Here is a 20,202-nt window from a genome sequence, read left to right as displayed (position 1 = left end):
AAATGAAACCGCCGCGCCTCAGTCCTGAGGCGCGGCGGCTATGGCGACGGCGGGGAGTGCGAGCACGATCGCGAGGCTGACGGTCTGGGCGATGGCGTCGCCGGCGTCCCATCCGTCCAGGTGCGTCACGTGGTAGATGAAGTGCACGAGCGCGGCGATCCCCCAGGCGCTGCACAACGGCACGATCAGGGCGCGCCGCAGCGTGACCGCCGCCCACGCGAACAGCAGCGCGAAGGCGAGATAGAAGCCGCCGACGTCGCTGACGAGATGGCGATTGAACGGCGGCAGCCTATCGACCCAGGACGCGCCGAACGGGAAGCTGTCGTAGAAGTACCGCGGCGCCAGCAGCGCCGGCACCGCGACCACGGCGGCCTCAGCCGCCAGGATCCAGAGCGCGGCGCGCGTGATCCGCGGAGCGTTCACGCCGCGGCGGCCAAGACGTCCGACTGCTCAGACAGGAAGCGCGCGATCTCAGGGTCGGCCAGCGGCTCGTCGATCGGGTACACGTGGGCGGCGTCCGGCCACAGTCGCAACCGCGCTCCAGGGATGCGCTCGGCGAGCACGAGCGCGTTGGCGGGCGGGACGAAGACGTCCTGCTCGCCGTGGACGACCAGCGTGGGAGAGCGCACGCGGTTGAGCCGCTCGTAGGCGTCATGGCTCGCGACGGCCGCCGCCTGATGCACGTAGGCGAACGGTCCGGCCTCGCCCGCCAGGCGGTGGGCGATGTCCGTGGCGATGCGGTCGGGGTGCTCGCGACGGGTCCGTTCGGCGTAGGTGTACGGCACCGCGGCCCACTGCGCCTCCTCCGGCCCCATGCTCCCCGCGCGAACGAGGAAGGTCTGCGCGAAGGACGAGGACGCGGGCTTGTACGCGGCGAATCCGCCGGCCGAGCTGGAGCCGAGGACGAGCGCCTGGACGCGGTCCGGATGGCGCAGGGCGAGTTCCTGGGCCACGAGGCTGCCGAGCGAGATCCCGTACACGTGGGCTCGCCGCTCGCCGGCCGAATCGAGGACCGCCACCGCGTCGTGGGCCAGCTGCGCGACCGAATAGGGGAAGCGCGAGCGACCGCTGCGGCCGGTGTCACGGTAATCGAAGGCGATCACCCGGAACGAGCGCGAGAGGACCGGGATCGTCGACCACCAGGCTTGGGCGGTCATCCCCTGTCCGGGGAGGAGCAGAACGGCGGGGCCGGCACCGGAACTCTCCCAGTGCAGCCTGACGGCGCCGTTAGTCGCGAAGGGCATGCGACTTCAGTCAAGCCCTTCGACGGCGGCGATCCGCTGGCCTCTCGTACGGTCAGAGCTTTGCTTCGGAGCGGCCAGTCTGGCTCCCGCGGACGCGTAAGTTCATGTGCACAGAATGAGCCTCATCGTCACAGGAGCGGCGGGCCACCTGGGCCGCCTCGTCACCGAGCGTCTGCTGACCCGCGTGCCGCCAGAGGACCTGATCCTCGTCACGCGCCGTCCCGACGCCTTGCGCGAGTTGGGCGCCCGCGGCGCGGACGTCCGCTACGGCGACTTCGATCGTCAGCACTCGCTGCGCGCTGCGTTCGCCGGCGGCGAACGCATGCTGCTGATCAGCACCGATGCCGTCGGGCACCGTGTCCGCCAGCACCGCGCCGCCATCGACGCCGCGGCGGCGGCCGGCGTGCGACACGTCGTGTTCACGTCGATCGTCAACCCGGTCGCGGCCAACCCGCTCGGCGCCAACGCCTGGGAGCAGGGCATGACCGAGTCGATGCTGGAGCGCAGCGGGCTGGCGTGGACCTCGCTGCGGTTCGGGACGTTCGCGGAGCTCTGGCTGCCGCACGCCGCGACGGCGGTCAAGAACGGCCAGCTCGTCACGAACAGCGGCCGCGGGCGGATGGCCCCGATCTCGCGCGCCGATTGCGCGGAGGCGGCGGCGGTGGCCCTGACGACCGACGGCCGCAGTCACAAGACCTACGACATCGTGGGCCCCGAAGCGTTGGCCCCGACCGGCCTCGCGGCGCTGTACGCGGAGGTCAGCGGGAAGTCGGTAAAGGTCGTCACGCTGACCGATGCGATCATGCAGTCGATGCTCGTCGCGATCGGCACACCCGTGTCCACCTCACTGGCCATCACCGGCTTCGGCCGCGCCGTCCGGCACGGGTACTTCGACGTCGCGGGTCACGCGTTTGAGCGCCTCACAGGGCGCTCGCCGGTCACTTTGCGCGACGTCCTCGTCGCCCAGCGCGCCGATTTGCTGGGCGTCGCGTGACGCTCCTGGCGCCCTGACAGCGGGCGAACACTTCCCCAAAACGCCGGATGTAAGTAAGGCGGACATCGCGAGGGGAGTAGGTTGACCAGATGCACGAGCCCGTCCGCGTGGTCATCGGCGAGGACGACGTGCTCCTCCGGGAAGCGATCGCGCGGCTGTTGACCGAGGCGGGCTTCGAGGTCGCGGCTCAGGCCGGGGACGCCGAGACGCTCCTCGACGAGGCGTTGGCGCACGACGCCGACGTGGCGGTGGTCGACGTCAGGATGCCGCCGTCGCGCACCGATGACGGGCTGCGCGCCGCGATCGAGTTGCGGCGCCTGCGTCCCGAGACCGCCGTGCTCGTGCTCTCGCAGTACTACGAGCCGCGGTTCGCGCTCGACCTCGTCGCCGAGCGCAGCGAAGGTGTCGGCTATCTGCTCAAGGAGCGCGTAGGCGACGTCGACGCGTTCGTCGAGGCCGTCAACCGCGTCGCCGCCGGCGGAAGCGTGCTCGACCCGGAGGTCGTGGCGCGCATGCTCGGACGGCGTGCCGCCGGCAGCCGGGTCGCCGAGCTCACCGCACGCGAGCGCGAGGTGCTCGCGGCGATGGCCGAGGGCAAGTCCAACCAGGGCATCGCCGCGGCGCTGTTCGTGACCGAGGCGGCGGTCTCGAAGCACGTGACCAGCATCTTCCAGAAGCTCGAGCTCCCGCAGACGTCCACCGAGCACCGCCGCGTGCTCGCGGTGCTCGCCTTCCTGCGCGACGAGAAACGCTAGTCACGCCGCGAGCGGGGCCGCCACCGCTCGCGCCAGCTGCGCGGCAGCCCGCTCCTCGACGTCGATCGCGAAGCAGTAGGCGAGATACGCCGTGGCACGTGCGCTCGCGCCCTGCGCGTCGCGCCAGGCCTGCAGCGCTTCCCCGCAGCGATGCTCAGCGTTGAACCACGCGCTGTAAGGATCGTCGGCGGCGCATCCCCAAAGGACTCGCCACGTGGGACGGATCATGTGCCGTGTGGACATGGTGGTGCTCCTCGGTCTGAGGTGGCCGCGCTCCGTGCCGCGCGGCCCGACTACTCGAGTGTCCCGCCGCGACCCCCGCGCGCCCATCCCCACACACCCGAGTCTGATGTCCTACCGTCCCGATAGGGAGGTCGGGCTGACACTACCGTCCGGTTACGACTCGCAGCCGGGCTGGAACGACGGATCGGCCGGCCCGGGCCGGTTGAGCGCGTTCTCGACCCACTGCAGCGCGACCGGATCGGTCGCGATGCCGAGATGCCCGCTGACGTCTGAAGGACAGGCCGTCTGCAGGACGACGTTCGTGACCCGTGCGACGGGTCCGTCCAGGAACGCCGACGTGTACGGGACGACCACCGCGTCGTAGCTCGTCTGGAGCGCCGTGTAGTCGACCGGCCCGGGCGTCTCGTCACCCGCGTTGAGCACGGCGAGAAACCGCGAGCCCCACGCGAGCTGCTGCCCGCACGCCGTGCAGCCGGCGAACGCGCCCGCCAGCGCCAGCGGATTGTCCGTCCCATGGTTGGACGGCGCCAGCCCCACGAGGTCCTCGACCTTGGCCGCGCCACCCAGGAAGCGGATGTAGTAGCGCGGCATCATCCCGCCCTCGGAGTGACCGACGATCGATACGCGCTGGGCGTGCGTACGCGCGAGCACCCGCGCGACGAACGCGCGGAGCGCGCGTGCGGAGGCGACGATGTCAGCGGTGCCGGCGTCGCCGTAGGAGAACGTGAACACGCAGTAGCCCCGTCGCGCCAGCGCCGGGCCGATCGTCGCCCACGATGTCACTGCGAACGTGCCGTGGACGAGCACCACCGGGTTCGGGTGCTGCTTCTGTGGCCGGCACGACGAGGAGTCGATGACCGTCGCCGGCGCGGGGGCCGCCCGCTTGGGGGCGCCCCCGCAGCCGGCGAGGACCAGCGCCGCGAGCAGCGCCGGAGCTCGCCTGAGCGTCACGCGTCAGCGGGCCGCGCGCAGCGACGTCGGGCGTGCGGCGCTCACCGGCGCCGGCTCGGGCTCGGGTTCCAGCGCGGCCGTGGGCGCACTGACGCCGGCCGAGTGCGCGAGCGCGATCGCCGCGGTGCGGGAATCGACGTCGAGCTTGCGCAGCACGTTCGACACGTGGAACTTGACCGTCCGCACGCTGATGAAGAGGCGGTCGGCGATCTCGCGGTTGCGCAACCCGGCGATCATCAGCTCGAGCACTTCGCGCTCGCGGTCGCGCAACTCGGCCAGGCGCTTGACCGCCGGCGTCTCGGGCGACGCGGCGGAGTCGTGCAGCGGAAGCCGGCACGTCAACGTCGTGCCCCAGTGCGAACGCGAGTCGAACTCGAGCTGGGCGCCGAGGCCGCCGATCCGGCGCTCGAGCTCGGCGAGCAGCATCGAGGCCTCGTCGCCCGAGGGACCCGCGCCGTTGTCGGCGACGATGACCGCCAGCGAGGAATCCGTCAGCCGCCACAGGACGCGCAGACGGTCTCCCCCGGAGTCGCGGGCGGCGCGCAGGGCGGCGCCGGCGGTGACGAACCGGGCCGCCTGCGCGATCGCGCGCGGTACCTGGAACTCGTCGCGGGCATCGAGATCCGCGAGCACGCGCAGGCGAGCCGCGTGGACGATGCCCCGCACCTCGCTCTCGGTGTCCGCGAACGTCTTGTGCAGCGCGACGCGGTCGGCCTCGTCGTGGAGCGCGTTGAGGGCCTCGAGGTCCAGCAGGGCATGCGACGCGCGGTCGATCGCCTCGGTGACCGCCGGCGGGGCGCTGCGCGAGCCGCCCGCCCAGGTGGCACTTCGCAGGGTCTGCAGGATCCCGGAGAGCGTGGCGGCGTGGCGCGTATTGAGCTCCGCGCGAACCCGCTCGCGCTCGCGGCTGACCGCCCGCGAGAACGCGAGCGTGCCGGGCGGCGGATCATCGTCGACGCGGCGCATGCGTACCGCGGCCAGCATCGCCACCAGCATCGCGGCGCGCTCGGCGGCCGGCGTCGGCTCGAGCCGTCCGCGCGAGGCGACGACCAGTGAGACGCTCACGCGGCCCGTGGTCGCGGTCCAGCCGGCGACCTCGAGTCCGCAGTCGAGGCTCCCGAGACGCAGGCGCGTCGCCGCGCCGTCGGGGGGCACGACGTCGTCCTCGACCGCGCGCCGCCAATCGACGGCGGTGAGGCCTTCGCTCAGGCCACGCGGCCCGGCGATCTGCACCGGCAGCTCGGCGGCGCTCGGCGTCACCAGCACGAGGGCGTCGTGCGCCAGCAACGGCGCGAGGACGGTTCGAGCACGGTCGGCGACGTCCACGGCCGAAGCCGTCACGAGCGCGGCCAGCGCGCCGAGATCCGTCGAGTCGGGGCCGAGCGCAGCGGTCCAAGTCGGGACGGACCGCAGCGCCGGGAGCGGATGAACAAGCGATTCAGATGTGGTTGCAGCGTTGATCGTATTCATGGGGGCTCGGCTGACGAGACTCCTCGCCGTCCGGGCCCTTCGCATCTGGGGGACCCCAGTCGCCGCCCCTAGTCGACACCGCGCCGCGCACCCTAGGGAGTGCGCTGGCCACGATCATCGTGCCGTCGCAGCAGACGCACTGGCCGCGCATCGCGTGCGAGGCCGCGGCGTACTGGCGTAACGCGCAGTGTGGACAGTGGACCATCGGCATGCGACATATCCTCCCCCCGCGCGTAGGGGTGCGCCCGGGCGTCCAAGGGCCGGTCGTCCCTGTCCTGAAGGACAGCACGCAGCGGCGCGGCGGCTGCGTGAGCCGCCACGAGAGACATCCGCCGCGCGCACCGTCCTGTGGACCTGGTCCCGGGAGCGGACCGCCGTCTGGCGAGTCCGCCCCCGGTTGCGTGGCTGGGTACCGCTGGTCGCGGATCGCCGAGGACGTCGCGCCGCTGATTGACGGCAGCGACGCGAGCATGACGGCGTGATGCCGTCGGGGCGATTCGCGGCGAGCAGCATCGCCGCCGTCGCGGTCACCACAAGCTGGTCGAGATGCCAGACCGTGACGACCTTCGGTGCGGCGTGGGGGCGAACGACCAAGGGCCAGCGCGAATGCGACGACGGGGCAGCCCATGCACGCCGTGCACGGGCGGAGTATCTCCCGCGCCGGGCAAGCGCCCGGCTTCGATCCAGGAGATGCCACATGACCCTTCGCAAGCTTGCTGTGATCGCGCCCGTGAGCCTCGCGCTCGCGCTCGCCGGCCCCGTCGCCGCGGCCCCCGCCGCGACCACTCCATCCAACCCGGGCTCGGCGATCCCGTGTTACCCGTTCCCGGCGTGGTGCGGTCCCGACGGCAAGCCGTGGGTGCCGTGGCCGTTCCCGTTCCCGTTCTCCTTCGTAAGCGGGTTGCTCGGCCTCGGCACGCCGACGACCTGAAGCGGCGCGGTCGCCTCCAGGCGTATGCGCGACTGCCGGCGTCAGCCTTCCGATGCAGGCCCGATCGTCGACTCTAGGCCGATGACGTCAACACGACGAGACGGCACCATTGAAGGCGATGTTCTCGTCTTTCCCGGCCGGTCCCGCGAGGTAGGTGGATGCGGTGCTGCGCGGGCGCGAGCGTGAGTGCGGGACATTGGATCGGCTCGTCGCCGACATCCGTCGCCGCCACGGCGGCGCGCTCGTTCTGCGCGGCGACCGCGGCGCCGGCAAGACGGTGCTGCTCGAGCGTCTTGCCCGGGGCGAGTCCAGCTGTCGTGTCGTGCGCGCCGTCGGCGTGCAGCAGGAGATGGACCTGCCGTTCGCGGGCCTGCATCAGCTGTGCGCCTCGCTGCTCGACAGCCTCGACCGTCTGCCTGAGCCGCGCCGTGACGCGCTCGCCACGGCCTTCGGCATGCGCGGCGGCCCGGCGCCTCCTGGGTTTCTCGTCTCCCTGGCGGCGCTCGGGCTGCTCGTAGAGGCCGCGGCCGAGCGGCCGCTGCTGTGCCTCATCGACGACGCGCAGTGGCTCGATCGCGCTTCAGCCGACGTCCTCGGCTTCGTCGCCCGCCGCGTCGGGCACGAGCAGGTCGGGCTGGTGCTCGCCGCCACCAGCCTCAGGCGCGGACTGCACGGGTTGCCGACGCTCACCGTCGGCGGGCTCGCCCGCGCCGACGCGTGCGCCCTGTTGCGGTCCGCGGTCGCCGGGCCGCTCGACGAGCGGATCGCGGAGCGGCTGGCCGACGAGACGCAGGGCAACCCGCGGGCGCTGCTGGAACTCAGCCGCGGCCTCACGGCGGCGGAGCTGGCCGGAGGCTTCGGCGTCCCGCGCACGATCACCGCTCGGCGGCCTTGCGACGCGAGCACGCGACGGATTCACGCCCTGCCCGCGGATACGCGTCAGCTGCTCCTGATCGCGGCGGCGGAGCCCGTCGGCGACGCGCGGCTCGTGCGGCGCGCAGCGGCGGAGCTCGGCGTCGGCCCGGACGCCGTCGACGCCGCGGCCGGCCTGGCGGAGTTCAATGGGCACGTGCGCTTCCGGCATCCGCGTATCCGGTCGGCCATCTACGCCCTGGCCACCGCGGATCAGCGCTCCGCCGCCCACCGCGCGCTCGCCGCGGCGACGGACCCGGCGGCCGCGCCCGAGATGCGGGCCTGGCATCACGCGCTCGCGACGGCGGGACCGGATGACGCCGTCGCCGACGAGCTCGAACGCTCGGCCGGGCGCGCCCAGGCGCATGGAGGGTTCCCGGCGGCCGGGGCCTTCCTCGAGCGCGCGACCGCGCTCACGTCGACGCCCTCCAAACACGCCGCACGGGCGCTCGCCGCGGCGCGCATGCTGCATCGCGCCGGCGCGGTCGACGCCATGCTCCACATGCTGGCCGTCGCCGACGCCGGGCCGCTGAGCGAGGTCGACCGCGCGCAGGCCGACCTGCTGCGGGCGCAGGCCATCGTCGCCGACGGCGGGGACGCCGAGCCGCTGCTGCTGCAGACGGCGCGGCGGATCCAGCCGCTGGCCCCGCAGATCGCGCGCGACTGCTACCTCGAGGCCTACGGCGCCGCGCTGGGCGCCGGCTCGGGCGGCGCGACGATCGCCGCGGACGCACGTGCGGCCGCGGGCGAACCCTCGCCCGACGCGGGCGGCCTCCTGCTCGACGGCCTCACGCGCCGCTGGTCGTCAGGCTTCGCGGCCGGCGCCGACGCGAACCGGCGCGCCGTCCGCGAGTTCGTCCACGGCCGCGCGACCCGCGAGGACGAGCTGTCCTGGCTGCCGCTGGCCACGCGCGTCGCCGTGGACCTGTGGGACTACGAGGCGTGGGACGCGCTGTCGGCACGGCAATACGTCCTCGCGCGCGAGACCGGCGCGCTCGGCCTGCTCCCCGATGCGCTCGACGCCCGCATCGGCGTGCGCGTCGTCGCGGGCGATCTCGCGGGCGCGCGGGCGCTCGCGGACGAGCTGACCACGATCGCCGCCGTGGCGCCCAACCGGCTCACGCTCGACTGGCCGCTCGTGGTGGCGGCCTGGAGTGGCGGGGAGTGCGACACCGCAGCGCTCACCGAGGGCGCCGGACCCGGCACCGCCGGCTTCGCGGCCGCGCTGGCGCACAACGCGCGCGGCGACTACGCCGAAGCACTGCGCGTCGCCGAGCGGGCGGCACACGGACCGTACGCCGCCTGGGCGCTGTGCGAGTTCGTCGAGGCGGCGGTGCGCACCGGTGATCGCACGCGCGCCGAGCTGGCGCTCGTGCGGCTGACGGCGACCACCGACGCCGCCGACACCGACTGGGCGCGCGGGGCGCAAGCCGTCGCCGAGGCGCTCGTCCTCGACGGCCCCAGCGCGGACGCGCGCTACCGCGCCGCGATCGAGTGCCTCGCGCGAGCCCGCCTCACCGGGATGCTGGCGCGCGCCCAGCTGCTCTACGGCGAATGGCTGCGCCGCGAGCGGCGCCGGCGGGACGCCCGCGACATGCTGCTGCGCGCGCACGGAACGTTCACGGCGCTCGGCGCGCACGCGTTCGCCGAGCGCTGCGCCCGCGAGTTGCGCGCCGCGGGCAAGAACGCGCGAGCGCGCAAGCCGGAGCTGCGCGACGGGCTCACCGAACGCGAACAGGAGATCGCGCGCTTCGCGGGCGCGGGGCTGGCCAACGCCGAGATCGGCACGCGGCTGTTCATCAGTCCCCGGACGGTCGAATACCACCTCAGCAAGATCTTCGCCAAGCTCGAGATCAGCTCGCGCGCGCAGATCGCCGACGCGATCCCGGAAGACGTGCGGCGCGCTCCGCTGCCACAGCCGAGCGGCTGACGCAGCGCCCCGGCCGGGCGTACGGCGATGCGCGTTCCGTGGTTCAGGTGCGTCCGGACCCTGACGCGACCACGCTGGATCGATGGAGACGACCGTCGTACTCGACCGGCTCGACGAGCACTTCCTCGGCCTCGACCGGGAGGCAGAGCCGTGGAACGTCCACTTCGAGGTCCACGTGGCCGGGCGGCTGGACGCGGAGCGGCTCGCCGGCGCGATCGCCGCCGCCATGCAGCGGCACCCGATCGCCCGCGCGTCGCTGTCTGACTGGCGCGGATACGAGCGCCGCTATCACTGGCGGATCGCCGACGCCCCCGCGGTACCGCTGGCCGTCGCGAACTGCGCGGACGAGCAGGAGCTCGACATCGCGCGCGAGGCGCTGCTGCGGGTCAGCCCCGGACTCGCGGCACCGCCGCCGTTCGCGGTGCTGCTCGCGCACACCGCCGACGGCGACGCGCTCGTGCTCAGCCTCCACCACGCCGCCGGCGACGGGATCGCGGCGGCACGGCTGATGCGCTCGATCCTGCTCGCCTACGCCGGCGAGGACGACCCGGCGCCGCCGGTGGACCCGCTCACGGCGCGTGACGTGCAGGCGCTCGCGGGTGCGACCACGCGCGCCGAGCGCCGCATGCGCTGGCGCGCACTCGTGCGGCAGGCGGCCGCGCGCGTGATTCCGCCCGCGCGGTTGGCGCGCCGCGGCGGCCGCGACCACGCGGGCTACGGCGTCGTGCACACGGCACTGACGCGGGAGGAGACCCGCGCGCTTGACACGGCTCGCCCGGCGGGAGCGACGATCAACGACTTCCTGCTCGGCGCGCTCGCGGTGACGGCGCGGCGCTGGAACGCCGCGTACGGACGGCGTGTGGCGCCGATCGCCCTGACGATGCCGGTCAACCTGCGCCCGGAGGAGTGGCGCGACGAGGTCGTCGGCAACTTCGCGTCGTATGTGAGCGTCGTCGTCGGCGCTTCGGCGCGCGACGTGCGGCGCGCGACCGAATCCGTCGCGCGCCAGACGCGGGCGATCAAGCGCGATCGCCTCGCGGGCACCGTCGTCGACCTGCTCGACGCCCCGAGCATGCAGATGATCGCGGTCAAGCGCCGGATGGCGGATCTGATCCCGCTGACCGGCGACGTCGTGGTCGACACGGCGAGCCTGTCCAACCTCGGTGTGCTGGAGCCATTGCCAGGAGACGTGCGCGCGGTGTGGTTCTCGCCGCCCGGCCGCATGCCGCTCGGCGCGGCGATCGGCGTCGTCGCGCACGGCGGATCCCTGCACCTCACGCTCCGCTATCGCCATGCGCAGTTCGACCGTGCCGCGGCGAGGCAGTTCCTGGCGCTCTTCCGCGGGGTCCTCGCGTGGCCGACCGACGCGTGAGCGGCGATGGCCTACGCCCGTAGTGGTTCCCTGCGTGTGTACTACGAGAGCGCCGGGGAGGGCCCGCCGGTCTTGCTCATCCTCGGCCAGGGCATGTCGCTGGAGGCCGGCTGGCGCACGGTCGAGGCGCTGAGCGGCCGCTTCCGCGTGCTCGCGTTCGACAACCGCGACATGGGCCGCAGCGATCGTGCGCTCTTCCCCTACCTCGTCCCGCAGCTCGCGCACGACGCGATCGCGGTGCTCGACGCCGCCGGTGAGCGGCGCGCGCACATCTACGGGATCTCGCTCGGGGGCATGATCGCGCAGGAGGTCGCGCTGCGCCATCGCGACCGTGTCCAGTCGCTGGTGCTCGGTGCGACCACCGCCGGCGGTCCGCGCGCCGTCCCGATGAACGCGCGCGTGCTCACGTTCTACGCGCGTGTCGGCGCGATGGGCGCGGAAGAGGCCGAGTGGGCCGCGGTGCCCTACAGCTACGGGCTCCGCACGCGCCGCGACCACGGCAACCGGATCGCCGAAGACATCGCGCGGCGGTTGCGCCGCGCCCCGGACGCGTCGGCCTATCTGCACCAGGTCGCGGCCGCGGCCACCCACAGCACGCAGTCGCGGCTGGGTGAGATCACCGCGCCCACGCTCGTCGTGCACGGCGGCCAGGACCAGTTGCAGGCTCCGCGCAACGCCCAGCTGCTCGCGAGTGCCATCAACGGCGCCGAGCTCGCGATCTGGCCCGAGGCCGGGCATCTCTATGTCACCGACGAGCCCGAGGCGGACCGGGCGATCGGGCACTTCCTCGATCGTCACGATCCGCGCTGACGGGGGGAGTCTGTTGACGAATGGTCGGTCCGACCGATGTGGTGCAGCCGCCAGTGCCTCGGGCCGCACGCGCTCGCGATGCGTGCCTCTGGCACGTGAGCAGCGTGGGTGGCGCGAGGCGCCGCGGATGTGCCGCAGCGGGCGCACCGGAATTCGTCAACCGGCTCCTAAGCGTCAGCGCACACCGGCCGCCGGTACAGGCGTCCGGCCCGGCGGGGGTCATCAGCATCGACGTTGAAATCGACGAACGCCGCGTCCCGCCCTCAGGGCGGCGCGGCGAAAGGAGATGCATTCATGTTGACGCCAAAGCGCATCGCAGCCGTTGCGGCCGCGGTCGCAGCGATCGGGGCGTTCGGACCGGTCGCCGGTGCCGGTGCCGCCACGGCGCCGTCCTCCGACTGGCAGGCCGGTGCCGATGCCTACCAGACCGGCTGGGAGGCCGGCATGGCGGGCTGGCAGGCCGGCGCGGACGCGGCACGTCAGGGCTGGGAGGCCGGCCGCGCGGGCTGGCAGGCCGGTGCGGAAGCCGGCCGCGCGGGCTGGCAGGCCGGCGCGGACGCCGCGGCGTCCGTCTGGCAGACCTGGTTCGCCCCGTCCCAGCCGACGCAGGTCGCGCCGCGACGGTGAACCCACGGCAGGCGGAGCGCGCGACCTCGGGTCGCGCCTCCGCCCCGCCGCGCTTGGAGCTGCTGCTGGCCTTCATCGCCGTCGCGCTCGTCGCGGCGGCGATCTTCGTCGGCGCCTGGGCGCTCCGGGACGCCGACAACGTCCCGGACCCGCCGCTCCCGCGGCCGCCGGTGCCACCAGGCCGCCGGCTCACCCACGCCGAACGCGCGGTCAGCCGTGGACATACCGTCCGGGTGCGGGCTCGATCGGCCGGTGGCGGCCGCTGCCAAGCTTGGCCGGGGGCTCGACTTCCTCCCCGGAGCGGGCCAGCAGCCAGTCCGCGTAGCGCGGCCACCACGAGCCCTCATGGGCGGTCGCGGCGGCCAGCCATTCGTGCGGCTCGGGGCCCGGCTCGGCACCGGCGAAGTAGCGCGCACGTGCTTTGCCAGGCGGGTTGACCATCGTCTGGATGTGTCCGGTCGTGGTCACCACGACCTCGCTCTCGCCGCCGAGCAGGCGGCTGGTCTCATAGCCGCAGTCCCACGGTGTGATGTGATCCCGGGTGCCCGAGACGACGAAGCTGTCGCACGACACGCGCCCGAGGTCGACCGGTGCGTCGAGCACTCGCAGGGCTCCGGGCTCGGCGGCGCGGTTGTGCACGTAGAGGTCGAGCATCTCCCAGAAGAAGCGCGCCGGCAGGTCCGAGCCGTCGTCGTTCCAGGCGAGGATGTCGAACGCCGGCGCGTCATTGCCCATCAGCCAGCCGTTGACGACGTAGTTGAACACCAGGTCGTCGGGTCGCAGCCATGCGAAGGCGCGGCCGATCCGCCGGCGGTCGTACACGCGCGCGGCCTCCGCATCGCGCGCGACGTCGCGCAGCACATCGGCGGTGGCGAGCCGGCCCATCGGGTTCGGATGGCGGGTGTCGAGCATCGAGATCGCGAACGTGGCCGAGCTTGCGAGTTCGGCCTCGCCCGCGGCTGCCAGGTGCCCGAGCATCAGCGCGGTGGTCAGCCCGCCGGCGCAGACGCCGAGCAGCCCGAGCTGCTCGCAGCCCGCGATCTCGCGGACGACGTCGACGGCACGCAGCTGCGCCGCCACGTAGTCGTCGATGGCGCGGCCGCCGTCATCGGCGGACGGGTTGCGCCAGACGACCGTGAAGAACTGCAGTCCGCGACCGACGAGGTACTCGACCAGGCTGCGGCCCGGCGCGAGATCGAGGAAGTAGTGCTTGTTGACCTGCGGCGGGATCATCAGGAGCGGCAGGGCGCGCACGCGTCCGGTCGTGGGCGCGTACTGGACGAGCTCGAACGCGTCGTCGCGATAGACCACCGCGCCCGGGGTGGCCGCGAGGTTCTCGCCGAGGACGAAGCCGCGGCGGTCGACCTGTGTGGGCAGCCCGCGGTTGCGCGCGATGTCGCGCGCGGCGTTGCGCGTGCCGCGCAGCAGGCTCGTGCCGCCCGTGTCGAACGCATGCTTGAGCGCGGCGGGATTGCCGGCCAGCAGGTTCGTGGGGGCCGTCGCGTCGGCGAGGAGCTTCGCCGCGAAGCGCGCGCGTTCGGATCGCCGCCAGTCGCCGCCGGGACCCGGGGCCTCCGCGAGACGCTCGAGTGCGCCCGTCCAGGTCAGATAGGCCTGCGCCCAGCGGCGGTAGACGGGGTGCAGCGTCCAGGCGGGATCGTCGAAGCGCCGGTCGCCGGGGGGCGGTTCGACGTCGGACGCTCCGAGCACGATGCGCAGGAGCTCGCGGCCGGAGCGGAGGGATTCCGCGGCGAGCGCGTGGGGAGCGGCGAGGTCGGCAAAGGCGGCAAGCATCCAGTCGCTTGTAGCCGCGCGTCGCGGAGGCGGTCCACGTTTGGGCGGGTGCGACTACCCGAACGGGCGAGCTGACGACCGCCGCGTTCGCAACCGCTCACCGCAACACCTACCGTCGACCCGATCATGCCCAGCCAAGGGAGGAATGTCCACATGCCGTTCGACACCGCGTCCGACTCCGGGCTTGTGCTCGAGCGCTGGCAACAGACCGCGCTCACCCTCACCCATCGCCACCTCGAGCTCTACTCCGCGACCGTGGATCGCCTCGCCGATGCGCATGTCGAGGCGGTGCGGGCGACCAAGCTGCTCGCGCTGCTGCCGCTCGCCGAGAGTCACGCCGCGATCTGGCGCGAGTGCGCGGACACGTACGTCACGACGGTCCGCGGTCTGATCGAACGCTGAGCGCGCGCCTCGCGGGTCGTCAGTCGGCCAGCGGCAGCGTGGCGAGCAGCCGGGTTCCGCCGCCAGGCGGGCTCTCGATCTCCAGCCGGCCGCCGAGCGCGGTCACGCGGTCGTTCATCCCGACCAATCCATGGCCGCTCGGGTCGGCTCCGCCGACGCCGTCGTCGCGCACCTCGATCTGCAGCGCCCCGCGCTCGGCGTGGGCTCGCACCGCGGCTTCGGACGCCTGCGCGTGCTTGACGACGTTCGTGAGGGCCTCGGCGACGATGAAGTACGCGCTCGCCTCGACCTCGGCCGGGAACCGCTCGGCAAGGAGATCGAGCCGCACCGGCAGGTCCAGACGCGCCGCGACCGTCTCGACGCCGGCACGAATCCCACCGTGCGCGAGCACCGCGGGCAGCATCCCGTGCGCGAGCTCGCGCAGCTCGGCGTTTCCCCGCTCGGCGTGCTCGATCGCCTCGGCGATCAGCGACGCCGCCCCGTCGCGGTCCTGAAGCAACGCTCGCTGTGCCAGCTTCAACGACACGATCGCGTGCACCAAGCGCTGCTGCGCACCGTCGTGCAGGTCCCTGACGACGCGGCGGCGGGCGTCGTCGGCCTCGGTGAGCAGGCGCGCCCGAGAGGCGTTGAGCTGATCCCGGCTGTCGGCATTGGCGATCGCCGTCTCGAGGAGCTGCGTGAACTGGGCCATGCGCTGCTCGGTGTTGGGAGCGGGAGGCGTCTCGTCCGCCCAGTTGGCGATCGTGGCTCCCCAGAGGCGGCCCTCCACGATGATCGGTGCACCCACCCCGGAACGGAATCCGAGGTCCTCGATCAGCTCGCCGATCCGACCGTCGGTATCGACGTAGGCGTTGATCCGGGCCGGCCGGCGGGTACGTCGGACGGTCGCCACGACGCTCGTCCCGTCGTGGGGTATCCGCGTGCCGGGCCGCAGCCGGTCCACGTGCAGGCCGCGGTGGGCGAGGATGGTCAGCTCGTCACCGGGCTCATACCGGCACAACGTGATCCCATCCGCGCCGAGCAGCCCGGCGAGCTCGTCGGCCGCGGCACCGAACACGGCGGCGGGAGCCGCGCCTTGCGCCACGAGGGTCGCCACTCGTCGTAGCGCGGCCTGCTCGTCCGCGACGACGCGAAACCTGGCGTACAGCTGCGCGTTGTCCAGCGAGACCGCCAGCTGCCCGCCGATCAGGCTGACGGAGTCCAGCCGCTCGGCGGCGAACGCGCCTCGGATCAGCCGGTTCTCGAGCAGCAGCACCGCCCGCAGGCTGCCGCGGCTGAAGACCGGCAGCGCCAGCAGCGAGCACAGGTCCAGCCCGGCGAAGTACGGGTCGCGGGCGAACCGTGGGTCGGCGACGACATCGCGGACGACCAGCGGCTCGCCGGTCCGGTGAACGTAGCGCAGCACCGTCTCGGGCGCCGCGGGCTCGTCGCCTTCGGACGCCATCCTGAAGCCCTCGCGCTCGTCGCTGATCTCCAGCAGGCGGACTTCGGTGGCGCCGGTCATCGCGCTCACCACTTCGGTCACGCGGTGGTGCAACCGCTCCAGGTTCGTCTCCGAGCTCAGCGCCTGCGAGGCGGACAGGATGCCGACGAGGTCGACGGTGCCGGCGGCGACGGGGTCGCCGGCCGCGGCCGCGGTCGGCAGGCTCGGATGCGACCAATCGAGCTCGTCGGCCTTCGCCGTCGCGCCCCACGCGAGATAGCTGCGCCGAGCCCGCGCGAGGAGGTCGTAGCCGACGTGCTCGAGTCCGTGGGTCAGGAAGAAGCGCGCCGCGCGCTCCTCGATCAGCGGCCGGTGCCACGGGCGCCGGCCATCGCGGACCTCGCGCAGCGCCGCATCGAAGTTCACCGCGGCGGCGTGGAAGTCCCCCCGCGTCCACGCCAGCTCGGCCTCCACGAGGTGCAGCAGATGCAGGAAGTTGTCGGGAGCGTCGGCGGCGCGGGCGACGAGCCAGCGCAGCACCGCGTCGGCTTCGCGCAGCAGGTCGGCGTCGGCGGGACGCTCCCGCAGCTGCCAGGCCAGCGCCAGCCCGCGGAGCGGGTAGGCCAGCGCGCTGACCGACCAGGCGACCAGCGTGGGAGCGAGCGACGGCAACGGCGCGGTGTGCCGGTCCAGGCTCTCGGCGTCGCCGAAGATCGCGGCGGCCACCGCGCGCACCACGTACAGGTGGTTGAGTGCCAGCGGATTGCCGGCATGGCGGCTGGCGGGAGCCGCGGCTCCGGCCGCGCGCGGGAGCGTGCCGCGCAGGACCGCGACCAGCCACTGGTACTCGTTGAGCCACAGGCCGGCCTGCTCGCCGCCCGTGCGCTGCTCGAACGCCAGCCCTTCGTCGACCGCCGCGATCAGCTCGTCCAGCGACGCTGCGCAGTCGAGTGACGCCGCGATGAACCCATGCAGCGAGTAGCCGCCGTTGGCCAGGTCGCCGCCCGCGATCAGGCCCTCGAACGCCCGCCGGGACTCCGCCATGGCGTTCTCGAGCGGCTCGAACCAGCAGTTGTGCAAGGAGAACACGTTGCGGGCGTGCGACGTCCCGGGCTCGTATCCGCGCGCTTCGCCCTGTCTGAGGATCCGGCGCGACGCCCGGTAGGTGGCGGCATAGTCGCCGCGCTCGGTGACGAATTGGGCGGCCGCGTTCGCGGCGGTGCCGGTCAGCGTCGCCGCGGGCCCGTGCTCGGACCAGATGTGCAGTGCCTCCAGGGACACCCATGAGTACATGCGCAGGTCGCCGAGGAAGAAGGTCGGGGCCAGCAACGCATCGAGCAGGCGGCCCGCGGTCAGCAGCTTCGGATCGGTGACGTCGGGCTTGGCCAGATCGTCCGCGTCGTCGGTCTCGTTGAGCCAGCGGAACAGGGTCTCGAGCCGCCGGTCCAACCGCGCTTGGAGCTGGTCTTCGGCCGGCACGTCGACGCCGCACTCGCGCAGTGCGCGAAGCCCCAGCTCGGTCGCCTCGGCCAGACGTCCGCGGTGCGTGAGGCTGCGGACCTGCGACGGCGTCGCGAGCGGCCGCTCGTCCGCGGCGCGGCGCAGCGCCTCGATCGCGCCGTAGTCGACATCTGCCTCTTCGAACTGTCCCAGGCTGACCAGCGCGGCGTGACGAGCCGTGCGCACCTCGACGAGCGAGTCTTCGTCGTCTTCGCCGACCAGTTGGAGCGCGGCCGTCATCAACCCGCTGACGAGCACGTGGTCACCGATCAGCGTCGCCTGGTCCGCGGCGCGCTTGAGCAGATCCACGACCTGATGCCGCTCGTCCGCGGCCTCGACGGCATCGACCACCGGCATGTACTGCTCGGCCGCGACCGCGAAGAGCGCAGGCGCCTGGGCGAGCCGCCGCGCCAGAACGAGCTGCAGCGCGTTCCGCTGCTCGGCGCTCAGCTCGCGCAGCACCGCATCGCGGATCCGGTCGTGGCGGAAGCGCACGGCGCCGGGATCCATCAACAGCAGACCCTCTTCGAGCGCGGGTACCAGCGCGGCCTCGACGGCGGTTGCCGACAGGCCGCAAGCGACCTCCAGGACGCTCACCCCCACGCGCCCGCCCAAGCACGCCATCGACTCGACCAGGCGACGGGACGCCGGGGGCATCGCGGCGACGCGCGCCCCGAGCAAGGCGTCGACCTCGGAGCGTCCGAGATGCGCGCGAACGGCCGCCTCATCCCATCGCCAGCCTTCCGAGGCCACGGCCAGCAGCCCGCCGCGGCGAACCGCGTTGAGCAGCTCGATCGTCTCGTAGGGGTTGCCGCCGGTGTGCGGCTCGATCACCGCGGCGAGCCGTGCTGCCGTGGCGACGTCCACGCGGAGGATCTCCGCGACGAGCGCGGCGAGCAGGCTCGCCGGAAGGTTCTCGAGCCGCAACTGCCAGACGGTGGGCTGCTCGCTCCACCGCGCGAGCGGCGCCGCGAGCGGATGCGCCGCGTCCACCGCCTCGGCGCGGTAGGCGCCGACGAACAACAGACCGTCGATCGGCCGCTCACTCAAGACGACATCGATGAACCCGAGCGGGGTCCGCCCTGCCCACTGCAGGTCGTCCATCACGAGCACCAGCGGGCGCTGCGGGTCCGCGACGGCGCGCAGCGCGTCGGCGGCGGCTCGCTGTGCGCGTGCCTGGGCGGTCAGCGGATCACCCGGCTCAGGCGTCACCCCGAGCAGGGACGCGAACTCCGGCAGCACGGCGGCCAGTAGACCGGCGTTGTACGCGAGGGCCGTGAGCAATCGATCTCGCAGCCGGTCCAGCTCGCTCTCCGGCTCGGCCAGCAGGAGCCGTCCCAGAGCACGGAACGCCTGGTATCCGGCATCGAACTCGAGGTCGCGCCGGTACTGATCGAACTTGCCGGTGACGAACCAGCCGTCCGCGTCGGCCACCTCCGAGCGCAGCTCTTCGATCAGCGCGGTCTTGCCGACGCCCGGCGCACCGCTGATGAGCAGCCCGCGATAGCGGCCGTCGAGCGCCCCGCGAAAGGCGTCGCGCAGTGCGCCGACCTCGCCGTCGCGCCCCACCAGGCGCGACGGTGCGAGCAGCCTGAGGGGAACATCGTGCCGGCCGAGATCGCCGGCCCCCGCCGCCGGCCGGGCGGTCAGGTCGTGGAGGACCCCGTCCGCCGTCTGGTAGCGCTTGTCAGGCTCCTTCTCCAGCAGGTGCATCACGACTCCGGAGACGAGCGGCGGCACCGCCGGGTTGATCGCCGCCGGCGGAGTCGGCACGCGCGCGAGGTGGTCGTGGATCAGGCGCAGGGGCTCGCCGACCCCGAACGGCGGGCTCCCGGTCGCCGCCTCATAGAGGGTGGAGCCCAGCGCGTACAGGTCGGCCCGGTGGTCGACCGAGCGGCCCGTTCGCCCGGTCTGCTCCGGCGCCACGTACGCCAGCGCGCCGATGATCTCGGACGGGTGCGCGAACTCCGGGCGCATCTCGGCGAACGTCGTCGCCACCGAGAAACCGACGAGGGTCGCAGCGCCGCCCGCTGACCACACGATGTTCGCCGGGTGGATGTCGCGGTGGACCACGCCCCGGGCGTGCATGGCCGCCACCGCCCGTGCCAGCCGGGTCGCGAGCTCGACGAGTTCACCCGGCTCGAGCGGCGTCGCACGGCCGGCGAGGGTCTCACGACCCGCGTCCGCCAGCACCATCGATCCCGGGTAGCGCGGGATATCGAGCAACTGCGCCACCCCCTCCGCCCCGCGCAGGCGCTCCAGGATGGCCGTCTCGTGGGCCAGGCGTGCCTCCGCGTCGGGCCCCACCGGTTCCTTGCGGATGACCGTGCGCTCGGAGAAGTGCAGCCGGCTGACCCGCGTGCGGGCGTCCGCGTGCAGCGTTTGCGTGTGCGCGGGCGGTTCGGTCCCGTCGAGGGTCATACGCGCTTGCCTCTCATGCGCATCGTATGCCTTCTTCACGCTCGAGGAGGCCAGACCACACTGTTCCGGTGGACAGCGCGCCGGACGCCCGCCCGCGCCCAGCCTGAGTCCATGCCTGGCATTCACCGGTCCACGATCGCTGTAGCCGCGGCGCTCGCGCTGACGGCGCAGTTCGCACCCCATTTCGGCCACGCATCACGGGCCGCGCAGCAGTCCTCCTACGACCGCTCCGGAGACGGTCGCCACGATGCGCCGCTGTCCGGCGACGACGGCGGCCCGGGGAGCCCGGGCCCGGGCGGGACGGGAGCCGGCGACGGCGGAGCCCCCACCGCCCCGGCCGGGCCCTCCGCCAACAGCGGCGACCCCGGCAACGGCGGTGGCGGTGGCGGTGGCGGTGGCGCGGCCGGTGGCGCAGGCGCGGCC

General features: G+C 73.3%; 15 protein-coding genes and 1 pseudogene. 9 read left to right on the top strand and 7 right to left on the bottom strand.

Features of this window, described 5'->3' with window-relative positions:
* Positions 1 to 18 precede the first annotated feature (18 nt).
* Positions 19 to 423, bottom strand: a complete 405-nt coding sequence (locus OM076_RS28925; RefSeq protein WP_270043602.1) for a hypothetical protein — start codon at positions 421 to 423, stop codon at positions 19 to 21.
* A complete protein-coding gene (locus OM076_RS28920; RefSeq protein ID WP_270043601.1) occupies positions 420 to 1,244 on the bottom strand; it encodes an alpha/beta fold hydrolase in 825 nt (274 codons plus the stop codon). The genes OM076_RS28925 and OM076_RS28920 overlap by 4 nt, the downstream gene beginning before the upstream one ends.
* A 115-nt stretch (positions 1,245 to 1,359) precedes the next feature.
* Between OM076_RS28920 and OM076_RS28915 the strand changes: the two genes are divergently transcribed.
* Both OM076_RS28915 and OM076_RS28910 read left to right on the top strand, forming a co-directional pair.
* Complete coding sequence (locus OM076_RS28915; RefSeq protein WP_270043599.1) at positions 1,360 to 2,238, top strand: NAD(P)H-binding protein; 879 nt, start codon at positions 1,360 to 1,362, stop codon at positions 2,236 to 2,238.
* A gap of 89 nt (positions 2,239 to 2,327) precedes the next feature.
* On the top strand, positions 2,328 to 2,993 hold the full coding sequence (locus tag OM076_RS28910) for a response regulator transcription factor (protein ID WP_270043598.1): 666 nt from the start codon (positions 2,328 to 2,330) through the stop codon (positions 2,991 to 2,993).
* On the opposite strand, the gene OM076_RS28905 is transcribed toward OM076_RS28910, so the two are convergent.
* The 3 genes from OM076_RS28905 to OM076_RS28895 form a co-directional block, all read right to left on the bottom strand.
* Positions 2,994 to 3,236 carry a hypothetical protein gene (locus OM076_RS28905; protein ID WP_270043597.1) on the bottom strand — a complete coding sequence of 81 codons (243 nt, stop codon included), beginning with the start codon at positions 3,234 to 3,236 and terminating at the stop codon, positions 2,994 to 2,996. It lies immediately after the preceding gene.
* Positions 3,237 to 3,389: 153 nt separating this feature from the next.
* Positions 3,390 to 4,187, bottom strand: a complete 798-nt coding sequence (locus OM076_RS28900; protein WP_270043596.1) for an esterase/lipase family protein — start codon at positions 4,185 to 4,187, stop codon at positions 3,390 to 3,392.
* A 3-nt stretch (positions 4,188 to 4,190) separates the two neighbouring features.
* Complete coding sequence (locus OM076_RS28895) at positions 4,191 to 5,657, bottom strand: helix-turn-helix transcriptional regulator (RefSeq protein WP_270043595.1); 1,467 nt, start codon at positions 5,655 to 5,657, stop codon at positions 4,191 to 4,193.
* Positions 5,658 to 6,354: 697 nt separating this feature from the next.
* On the opposite strand from OM076_RS28895, the gene OM076_RS28890 reads away from it, so the two are divergent.
* The 5 genes from OM076_RS28890 to OM076_RS28870 all read left to right on the top strand — a co-directional run bounded on the left by OM076_RS28890 (position 6,355) and on the right by OM076_RS28870 (position 12,239).
* Positions 6,355 to 6,588, top strand: coding sequence for a hypothetical protein (locus OM076_RS28890; protein WP_270043594.1), 234 nt, complete (start codon positions 6,355 to 6,357; stop codon positions 6,586 to 6,588).
* 163 nt (positions 6,589 to 6,751) lie between these two features.
* Entirely contained in the window at positions 6,752 to 9,430 is a 2,679-nt protein-coding gene (locus OM076_RS28885; protein WP_270043593.1) for a helix-turn-helix transcriptional regulator, read from the top strand.
* An 82-nt stretch (positions 9,431 to 9,512) separates the two neighbouring features.
* A complete protein-coding gene (locus OM076_RS28880) occupies positions 9,513 to 10,802 on the top strand; it encodes a condensation domain-containing protein (RefSeq protein WP_270043592.1) in 1,290 nt (429 codons plus the stop codon).
* A 6-nt stretch (positions 10,803 to 10,808) separates the two neighbouring features.
* Positions 10,809 to 11,612 (top strand): alpha/beta fold hydrolase, encoded by an 804-nt coding sequence (locus OM076_RS28875; RefSeq protein ID WP_270043591.1) that lies wholly within the window; start codon positions 10,809 to 10,811, stop codon positions 11,610 to 11,612.
* Between the two features lie 294 nt (positions 11,613 to 11,906).
* Positions 11,907 to 12,239 carry a hypothetical protein gene (locus OM076_RS28870; RefSeq protein WP_270043590.1) on the top strand — a complete coding sequence of 111 codons (333 nt, stop codon included), beginning with the start codon at positions 11,907 to 11,909 and terminating at the stop codon, positions 12,237 to 12,239.
* Between the two features lie 210 nt (positions 12,240 to 12,449).
* Here OM076_RS28870 and OM076_RS28865 read toward each other — a convergent pair whose 3' ends face one another.
* On the bottom strand, positions 12,450 to 14,033 hold the full coding sequence (locus OM076_RS28865; protein WP_270043589.1) for a PHA/PHB synthase family protein: 1,584 nt from the start codon (positions 14,031 to 14,033) through the stop codon (positions 12,450 to 12,452).
* Between the two features lie 153 nt (positions 14,034 to 14,186).
* Between OM076_RS28865 and OM076_RS28860 the strand changes: the two genes are divergently transcribed.
* The gene (locus OM076_RS28860; RefSeq protein ID WP_270043588.1) at positions 14,187 to 14,435 is read left to right on the top strand and encodes a hypothetical protein; all 249 of its coding nucleotides are present in this window, start codon (positions 14,187 to 14,189) and stop codon (positions 14,433 to 14,435) included.
* Between the two features lie 19 nt (positions 14,436 to 14,454).
* On the opposite strand, the gene OM076_RS28855 is transcribed toward OM076_RS28860, so the two are convergent.
* On the bottom strand, positions 14,455 to 19,779 hold the full coding sequence (locus OM076_RS28855) for an AAA family ATPase (protein WP_270043587.1): 5,325 nt from the start codon (positions 19,777 to 19,779) through the stop codon (positions 14,455 to 14,457).
* A 111-nt stretch (positions 19,780 to 19,890) separates the two neighbouring features.
* Here OM076_RS28855 and OM076_RS28850 point away from each other — a divergent pair.
* Positions 19,891 to 20,202: pseudogene (locus tag OM076_RS28850) on the top strand (hypothetical protein); the annotation flags it as partial.

This window comes from Solirubrobacter ginsenosidimutans (assembly GCF_027587205.1).
Note: the sequence above shows the minus strand (reverse complement) of the source record. Positions and strands in the feature narration are given on the sequence as shown.